This window comes from Kineosporia mesophila (assembly GCF_021129235.1).
Lineage (GTDB): Bacteria > Actinomycetota > Actinomycetes > Actinomycetales > Kineosporiaceae > Kineosporia > Kineosporia mesophila.
In genome coordinates this window covers 75,264-83,906 of sequence record NZ_JAJOMA010000031.1, presented here as the reverse complement: position 1 = coordinate 83,906, position 8,643 = coordinate 75,264, and the positions used below count along the sequence as shown (strand labels likewise).

The 8,643-nt window shown below is 66.8% G+C and carries 7 protein-coding genes; 3 read left to right on the top strand and 4 right to left on the bottom strand.

Annotation, left to right across the window (positions count from 1 at the left end):
• Positions 1 to 151: 151 nt before the first annotated feature.
• Positions 152 to 610: a response regulator gene (locus LR393_RS30940; protein WP_231488719.1), complete on the top strand. Its 459-nt coding sequence runs from the start codon at positions 152 to 154 to the stop codon at positions 608 to 610.
• A 319-nt stretch (positions 611 to 929) separates the two neighbouring features.
• Here the strand turns inward: LR393_RS30940 and LR393_RS30935 are convergent, their stop codons facing one another.
• On the bottom strand, positions 930 to 3,548 hold the full coding sequence (locus tag LR393_RS30935) for an NACHT domain-containing protein (protein WP_231488718.1): 2,619 nt from the start codon (positions 3,546 to 3,548) through the stop codon (positions 930 to 932).
• Here LR393_RS30935 and LR393_RS30930 point away from each other — a divergent pair.
• Positions 3,517 to 5,994, top strand: a complete 2,478-nt coding sequence (locus tag LR393_RS30930) for an ATP-binding protein (RefSeq protein ID WP_231488716.1) — start codon at positions 3,517 to 3,519, stop codon at positions 5,992 to 5,994. The genes LR393_RS30935 and LR393_RS30930 overlap by 32 nt on opposite strands.
• 56 nt (positions 5,995 to 6,050) lie before the next feature.
• On the opposite strand, the gene LR393_RS30925 is transcribed toward LR393_RS30930, so the two are convergent.
• Positions 6,051 to 6,524 carry an LmrA/YxaF family transcription factor gene (locus LR393_RS30925; RefSeq protein WP_231488714.1) on the bottom strand — a complete coding sequence of 158 codons (474 nt, stop codon included), beginning with the start codon at positions 6,522 to 6,524 and terminating at the stop codon, positions 6,051 to 6,053.
• On the opposite strand from LR393_RS30925, the gene LR393_RS30920 reads away from it, so the two are divergent.
• Entirely contained in the window at positions 6,498 to 7,187 is a 690-nt protein-coding gene (locus tag LR393_RS30920; RefSeq protein WP_231488712.1) for an NmrA family NAD(P)-binding protein, read from the top strand. The genes LR393_RS30925 and LR393_RS30920 overlap by 27 nt on opposite strands.
• A gap of 127 nt (positions 7,188 to 7,314) precedes the next feature.
• On the opposite strand, the gene LR393_RS30915 is transcribed toward LR393_RS30920, so the two are convergent.
• Both LR393_RS30915 and LR393_RS30910 read right to left on the bottom strand, forming a co-directional pair.
• Positions 7,315 to 7,923, bottom strand: a complete 609-nt coding sequence (locus tag LR393_RS30915) for a malectin domain-containing carbohydrate-binding protein (protein WP_231488711.1) — start codon at positions 7,921 to 7,923, stop codon at positions 7,315 to 7,317.
• Between the two features lie 81 nt (positions 7,924 to 8,004).
• Positions 8,005 to 8,478, bottom strand: a complete 474-nt coding sequence (locus LR393_RS30910) for a hypothetical protein (protein WP_231488709.1) — start codon at positions 8,476 to 8,478, stop codon at positions 8,005 to 8,007.
• Between the last annotated feature and the right edge of the window lie 165 nt (positions 8,479 to 8,643).

Sequence of the window (8,643 nt, the reverse complement as noted above, 5' to 3'; positions counted from 1 at the left end):
ACTCACCCCGGCCGGCACGGCCGGAACTCCGGGTTCTGCCGGGACCGCGGGCCTGCTCACGCACGCCAGGGTTGCGGCAGGTAGCTCGGGTCAGCCCGACATCACCGCTCAGCCGCAGGCCTGAGGCCCCGGAAAGGAACCGCTGATCACGATGGTGAGTATTCGTGAGCGATCCATCCTGCTGGTCGATGACGACGACAACGACGTGGAAATGACCCGGTGGGCCCTGCACCGCAGTCACATCGCCAACGACCTGATCGTGGCCCGTGACGGTCTGGAGGCCCTGGCCCTGCTCCTGCCCGAGGACGGCCGCGAGCCCCTGGAACCCTCGATCGTGCTGATGGACGTGAACATGCCGCGCCTGGGCGGCGTCGAGACCCTGCGGCGGCTGCGGGTCAAGGACCGCACCCGGCACCTGCCGGTCGTCCTGCTGACCAGCTCACCCCACGACCGGGAAGCCCTGGACAGCTGCGACGTGCAGGCCAACGGCTACGTCACCAAACCCCTGGAAGCCGAGAACTTCCTCACTCTGGCCGCCGGTCTAGGCCTGTTCTGGCTCGACGTACATCCCACCCCCAGTCACCACTCCCTGACCAGCCCAGAACCCTGATACGCCTTCCAATGACCTGGCGCCGGTCAGGGACTTACGCTCTTAAAAACATCGGATGTCTTGCTCGAGCCGTCCTCAGTACCATCAAAATCCTTTTCGGGAGGGCCTTTTCGTGTCTTCCGGGCTCAGGCAGTATCAGGGAAGGTCGGTGAATTTCATGAAAGTCCGCAGTAGTAAGCAAACTCATTTACTGGTGTACGTGATGGGCGGCTGGGATCCGAGCCTCTGACCTGCAACTTTCGGGTGGGCGATGCTGGGTTCGAACCAGTGACCCCTGCCGTGTGAAGGTATTGGCCCGGGTGAGGCGGTGGAGCACCGGTCACACTTCGGCGTTGATCCATGGAACCGCCGCCGCACCCTCCTGATGCACCGGGGCAGGGCTGCTCACTTCCAACGATCGTTGTAGCTCCGCATGGCGAAACTGGTAGACCGACCCGACCTGGCGCAGGATTTCACGGTTCTCGTGCGCGTCGGCCAGGAACGTCATCAGCCGCAGCGGGGTACGGCCCGTCATCCACATCCAGAGCCGGGTCACGGCCATGGACCCCCACGCGGCCTGCAGGAAGCTGAAGGTCACTCCGTAGCAGAGGCCGGCCGCAATACCGATCGCCGGCGTAATCCCCAGCCCCACTGTCAGACCGAGCGCGAGGGCGGTGGCCACACCGGTGATCAGGAAGCCGTTGCGATCACGCCGCAACGTCGCTGCCGGGCTCGATGCCTGGGTCAGATCGGCCGCACTGCCGGCCAGGCCGGCCACGGTCCCGGTCGCCAGACCGGCGACGGCCCACAGCACCAGGCCGGTGGGGCTGAGGCCAGCGTTGGTGCCGATGACCAGGCCGACCCCGATCCCGGCCAGGCTTCCCAGCGGGTTCCATCGCAGACCCGACAAGCCTTTCGACGGGCTGCGCCTGCCCTCCAGCTCGACCGTGACCGCCACGATGACCGCGACCGCGATACCGTCCACCAGGCCGAACACAAGCCCGGAACCGTGTCCCGCGAAGATCGTCACCAACGCCCCGCCCACCGCGCCGCCCAGGAATCCCCCCACCAGGCGTCCCACCGGCGCCACCGCGAGACCGGCTTCCACCCCGCCCACCAGACTCACCGTCGCCGACGGCGTCGACCCCCAGACTCCCTGGCTCGCCAGGACCGCGAGCTGCCCTCCGATCGATGCCCCCAGAACAGCAACGGCGAAACTGGCGTTCACCGAACCGATGGCCCCCATCGTGCGCCGGATCAGGAGGGCGATGGCCATTCCCCCCAGCAGGCCGGCGCCGATACCGGCACCGAGCTCATGGCCGCTGAAGGCGGCGGTGACCCCGGCGACCCCACCAGCGGCGAGCCCGGCGACCACCCCGGACAGACGGCGCGGGGCCGCCTGCCGGAACTCCCACCAGCGAATGTCGGAGGGACCTGGTTCGTTCAGGTGCTCCGCCAGCAGGCGTAACCAGCGTTCGGCCTCCGGGACGCTCCAGCGGGTCGATCGTCGGTAGGCGGCCGGCACGAACAGATCGAACAGATGCTGGCGGATCTTCTCGGCAGTGTCGAACCGCTTGTCATCACACAACTCTCCCGGATCCGGAATCCTTCCCGAGGTCTCCCCGAACTGCGGGTTGTAGACCGCCCGGGCCAGACTCACCATGAGCGGGGTTCTCAACGCCTCGGACAGTGGCCCCTCCCAGGTGAGGGCGGCGACGACCGGATCCCAGCGTTCCCGGGAGACCTTGGTTCGCGAGACCTCGTTCAGGTACTCGCTGACGGCTGCGGCGCTGACGTCGATCAGCCGGACCACGACGCAGGCCGCCAGGCGCTCCCCCGACCCTGCCATCGGGTCGTACCGGTCGTCCTCCTGACTGGTCCGGCTGGACACGACGACCGCCTGTCCGGGCAGAAGACTGTCGTTGATCATGGACAGGGCCCGTCCGCCGGCACCGGAGGCCATCTCGTCGAGACCGTCCAGCAGGAGGATGAGCTTGCGCTGACGGAGCAGATCCGCAGCTCTGGTGGTGGCGAGGCCCACTCCCGGTGCCGGTTCGCCCAGACCGGGATAGTCCCTGATCAGCTGCTTTTCGATCCAGGAGGAGAAGGAGAGCTCGACGGGATCCCAGGACGCGACCGACAGGAGCACAGGGACCGATCCACCCTCCCTCCGGCTCGCGATGAGTTCCAGGAGGGTTCTGATCAGCAACACCGACTTCCCCGATCCGGCCGCGCCGAGCACCATCACCCGGGCGGTCGGCACCGCCTGGGTCAGGCACAAAGCCAGTTCACCGTCGGAACCGTGGATGTGGGTGGGGCTCGCGGCCCAGCCATGCTCGTCGGAACGCCGTTCCGAAGGCCACGTCGTCGCCAGTTTCCGCAGCGAGTCCCAGTCGTCGGTCAGCTCCGACACCACTGCGGACCAGCGGACGGCCAGAAATCGGTGACCGTGGAAACCGTGAATGTTCAGTTCCGCGTCCCACTGGCTCTGCACCGCCGTGGCCAGCTGATCAGCGACCTGGCCGAGCGAGGTCGGTTCGTCAGCGCCCCGGGGAGAGCCACCGCGCACGCTCAGTCCGGCCAGCAGGAGAGAGACCAGAGCGATGGGCAGGCTCGTGACCTGGACGATGGCGGAAGCGCGTTCCCAGCGGTAGGCCTCGACCAGGAAGAGGTCGAACGCCACCCCCAATGCCAGGAGCACGACGGCAGCGATCAGGAGCCGGCGCGACCTTCGACGGCTCCGGTCGGGCAGGTGCGTGTCGCGTGTGTCGACATCTTTCATACCTCGCATCTTCCGGCGCGCCCGGTAACCCGGTCGATGACCTGAGCTGTCCCGAACTGTCCGCCCGGTGAAGCGGGACGGTCCGCCCGAATGGGACATGCGGTTAGCCTGGTTTCCAGGCAGTCGTGAAAGGTGACACGCGAGCGTGCAAATTCCCGACCCGAATACAGCTGACACCCCCGCGCAGTTCCAGGAGGCGCTGGCGGAACTGGTGCGCGAGCGCGGCAGCCTCCGGGAAGTCTCCCGCGAGACCGGGGTGTCGAAGACCACCGTCGCCCAGATTCTGGACCGGGCCCAGTTCCCCCAGCAAGCGACCGTTCAGCTGCTGGCGCGAAGATACGACCCCGACCGGAAAGATGCCTGGCACGCCGCCTGGCACCGGAACCGCCCCCTACCGTCCGACCGGGCGGCCGGCAGCGAGGCCGGGCAGGAACTGCTTCTGGGCCGGTTGCCGTTGCCTGTCTCCATCTTTCACGGACGGGACGCCAGCCTCGCCAAGCTCCGCAGCGCGCTCCTGACGTCTCCGGACCCGGTAGCGCCGGCCGTCGTGGTCATCGACGGGATGGCCGGCGTCGGCAAGACAGCCCTGGCCGTCCAGGTCGCGCACGACGTGACCGACCTGTTCCCCGGAGGGTGCCACTTCGTCGATCTTCGCGGTTTTTCGCGATCGACTCCTCCGCGGACTCCCTACGATGTGCTGGGCCTACTGCTGCGCAAGCTGGACCCTGAGACAGAGGCACCGGTTGATCCTGACCAGCGGGTCGAGGCATACCGCGAGTTCCTGGCAGGATCACCGACCTTGATCATCCTGGACAATGTGCGGGCTTCGCACCAACTCGCGGGTCTGCTCGTCGGCCCGGGCCCCAGCCGCACCGTGATCACCAGTCGGCATCAGCTGCCGTCCTTGAACGAAGTGTTTCCCCTGCCCCTCAGGGTGCTCAGCGAACAGGAGTCGCTGGACCTCCTTCGAGCGATCATCCCGCCCCGGCGCAGGCACGACCAGGAGGCCGACCTCCGGCGGATCGCTCGCTTCTGCGAAGGTCTGCCCCTCGCCCTGCGGATCGTCGCCGCGAAACTGGTGCGACGCCAGGCCTGGACCGTCGGCCACCTGGCGGACCGCCTGGACGACCAGCGAATCGGGCTCTCCGAGATCGACGACGGAGAACGCAATCTCGTCGCCGCATTCGAGTTGTCCTATACGGACCTTCCCGCGGATGGACGCCGGTTCTTCCGGCTCCTGGGAGCAGCACCGGGTATCGACATTGACCCTGATCGTGCTGCCGCACTGACCGGTCTCACCGTACGGGAAGCCGATCACCTTCTCGAGGATCTGCTGGATGCGAATCTCCTCATCCAGCTCACCGCTGGACGCTACCGGCTCCACGACCTGTTGAGCGCCTATGCCGCCGGCAAGGCCGCTGAGAACCGGGACGAAGAGAGTGCAGCACTGAGAATACTTTTCGAATGGACGATCCGGTCCGCGTCATCCCGAGGCGCAGATCTGCTGGCCTCGGACGAACGCGCGGAACGGGTGGAAGCGGCCCGGGACTGGTTCACCGTCGAGCGTGACAACCTGGTGGCAACGGTCCGGGCAGCGAACTCTCACGCTGAACCGGATGTGGTGATCGACCTCGCACAGGCGCTGGAGAGTCCGCTTTTCATCGCCGGCCAGTACGCACTTGCTTTGTCGGTGGCCGAGTTACGGCTGGGTGCCGCGAGGAAGACATCGAATGTCAGGGCTATTGCCCTGACCCAGTTGGCGATGACCCAGTCCTGCGTCAGGTTCGGGAACTACGAGGCCGCCCTGACCCATTGCAATGGCGCCCTCAAGGCTTTCGACGAGATCAATGACCAGGCAGGCCAGGGATCGGCCCTGAAAGAGATGGGCAACATCTTCTGGTACCGCAACCGGTACCCGCAGGCGCTGGAGCACTACCACCAGGCCTTGGCCCTGCAGGAGCACGTCGGGGACCAGAAGGGCCAGGGCACATCTTTGAGCAATATCGGTGCCGTGCACTGGCAACTCGGCGAATGGCAGGCCGCGCTCGATCACTATCGCCTCGCGTTGAGCCTACGTCGCTCGCTCGGGCAGCGAATCGGTACAGCCCAGACCCTCAACAATGTCGGCCTGGCCTACGAGAGGATGGGGATGCTGGCCGAAGCCCGCGAAGCTCTCACCGAAGCGCTGGACCTGGGCTCCGCCATTGACGACCGGGCCCAGCGATGCGCCACCCTCACCAATCTCGGCAATGTCTGCCGACGGACCGGTACGTACGACGCGGGCGAGGAATACCTCCGCCAGGCCATCGAGATCGCCCAGGCGATCGGTTCCCGAATACTGGAGATCGAAGCACGCAACTGCCTGGGAGACCTGGAGTTCGAGGTGAGTAGGCCTGCCGCCGCACAACTCGACTACGAGCAGGCGCTGGCCTCCTCGATCAACGGCGTCGACCGTTACGAGGAGGCACACGCGCGCGAGGGCCTCGGCAAGGTCGCGATCCACCTCGGTGATCCCGGCGTCGCTGTCCAGGAACTGACCAGGGCGGCCGAGCTGTACGAGGACGTGGGCACCCGATTCGATCGGGACCGAGTCCAGCAGCTGCTGCGAGACCTCACCCTCTGAGGCGAATATCGGGATCCCCCCGGCATGTCCCCCGACCCTTCACATCCCTTCGAGGGTCACGCCGCCTGTGCGGGGATCCAGTCGAGGATCCGGCGCAGAGCGGCGCGTAGGCTCTCCGGGCTGCGGTCGATCCGGCCCATGATCAAGCCACCCTGAAGCTGACAGATCATCGTGGCCGCGAGGTCCTCGTCGTGGCTGTTCGGGTGCTGCCGGTGCCACATGGCGGCGACACCGGTGGCCAGCGCCCGCCGCCAGGTGGTGCTCTGTGCGATCAGCCAGGCGCCGAGATCCTCGTCGGTGGCTACCACCTGCGCGGCCAGGGCCGTGAGCGGACAGGTCCAGCGGCCCTGGACGAAGTAGTAGTCGTCGAGGCCTTCGCGCCACGCCTCCCATGACTGCCGGCTGGACAGGTCGTGCAGCGCCGGTTCCTGCGCGGCCGTCAGCTCGGCGATCTCATGCTCGAAGACCGCCCGCAACAGACCGCTCTTGCCCTGCGGGAAGTAGTGGAACAGCTGCGAGCGGGCGCGCACCGCCACCAGGTCGACCGGTTCATCTGGTCGTCGCTCGACGACGCACTGACCCTGACCGGCGGCAGCATCGCGGTTCCGCACTACGACGCCAAAGCGGCAGTGGCCTCGTCCATCAATCTGCAGCGGGCCGAGGAGATGATGCGTCAGGTGGACGACGGGTGGTTCACCGACCACGTCTCGATCCTCACCACCGCCCCCTACTACGAGAACCTGACCTCGGCTCTGGCACCCACCGCGGGTGAGCTCACCAGCGGGAGTGAGGGTCTCAGGTTCGTTCTGCCGTTCGGCGAAGGCCACTACCCGATGATCGCGCTCTCGGACATCGGGTGGTTCGCCGCCTACATGTTCGCCAACTGGCAGTCCTGGGGCAGCCGCGACCTCGCCGTGGTCGGTGACCGTCTCTCCGGCGCGGACATCGCCCGGACGGTCGAGCAGCGCACCGGCATTCCCGCCGAGTACCAGAACCTTCCGCTGGAGGTCGTCGTCGCCGCCATCCCCGAGGTGGGCCATGACCTCGCGGCGATGAGCGCCTTCCTGCAGGAACGTGACATCGCCACCCGGGACCGCGATATCAACGGGTTACGTGCCATCCACCCCGAGCTGCTGGCATTCGATCAGTGGGCCGCCACTGCCGCCTGGCCGGTCCCCACCCGAACGCATTGACTGATGTTGCTGGACGCCTCGGCCGGACCCGGCACGGAGCCGGCCGAGGCGCCCCTTCCGGCGCAACGAAAAACAAACAGCTGCTACCGGCGGGCGAAAGTGGGCCTGGAAGGAAGCCCGCTCTCCCCTACTGCGGGATGATGCTGATGGCGTTGATCTGCACCTGATCCACGGAACCCCGCAGGAAATCGATTTTTACGACGCCACTGTCGTCGGCGACCACGTCGAAGTCACGCTCGACCCCGAAGGCAGCACCGCCGTCGGCGCCGCGGGCGATGGCGGTGCCGTTGATGTCGAAATCGGTCAGCACGCGGGTGCCGTTGACCTCGACGTTGAAGAGGCGCTTGCCGGCGCCCTTGAAATACCAGTCCATGAAATACAGCCGCAGCTGGTAGCTACCACCGGGCGTCAGGCCCGGCACCGAGTAGCTGGAATCGGTGAAACGGGAGGTGTTCCAGACCGCCGCCGGAATGGGGTGGGTGACGGTCTGGCTCCAGTTGGGCAGGGCCGTGACCGATGCCGGCTTGGTGTCGACGATGCCCCCGGACCCGTACGTGTCCGGCACGAAGGTCGCCCCGTCGCCGCTCCCGCCGACGTCGATCTGGACCTCACCGGAGGCCGGAGCCACAGCCTGGGCACTCGATGCGCCGGCGGTGAGAATCGCGAGTGCGACCAGTCCGGCGCCGGCCTGCAGCAGCAGACGGCGAGGGCGCAGGGATGGAGCAGACAGGAACATGCGGAACCTCTCCCCGATCAGCGGCCGCCGACCCGGTTGCCGACGGTCACGCTTGTTACACGGAGACGAAGCAGCGCGAGTTCACCACCCCCAGCCGTCCACCACGTTCTCAACCCGCTCGTCCTCCATCTGCTCGATCCGGATCCACCCCTGGGTCTGGACACCGGCCGATTCCAGGTCGGCCATGTCCACGTCCGTCGCCTCGATCATCAGGTCCGTGAAGTCGCTGATGGACAGAATCTCGACCCCGCTGCTCAGGAGCTGGAAGTCCCAGAGCCTGACCGCCGCGTCGTACTCGGTCAGGGACGCCTCCGACGAGGCGATGAAGCTGCGGACCTGATCGGTCACCGTCCCCGAGAACACGACCGCATCCCACATCCTGCTGGAGCTCTCCACCGCGAGGTCCGGCAGGGCCAGGAACTGCTCACGTCCATAGCTGAGCGGGCCTTCACCGTCCGGCATCAGGACCTGGAAGGCATCCGCCCGGTCCAGCGCCCGACTCAAGATCAGCTGCCAGGGTCCGTCATCGATCGCGCCAAGGTAGTACCTGGCCATGGCTTGGCTCTCCCACTCCCCCGGGCCGACAGACGAACGGCCCCGCTCCTCGGGGGGGAGGAGGAGCGAGGCCGTTCTGGATAGCCGCTGGCCGGGGGTGGCACGGCAGCTATCGGTTGGAGCGTAAGCCACAACCCCCGTCGGTTGGGTGTAAACACCCGGGAA

Coding starts and splice junctions, on each gene's coding strand:
- LR393_RS30940 (WP_231488719.1), top strand. CDS start 152: ATGGTGAGTATTCGTGAGCGATCCATCCTGCTGGTCGATGACGACGAC.
- LR393_RS30915 (WP_231488711.1), bottom strand. CDS start 7,923: ATGTTCCTGTCTGCTCCATCCCTGCGCCCTCGCCGTCTGCTGCTGCAG.
- LR393_RS30910 (WP_231488709.1), bottom strand. CDS start 8,478: ATGGCCAGGTACTACCTTGGCGCGATCGATGACGGACCCTGGCAGCTG.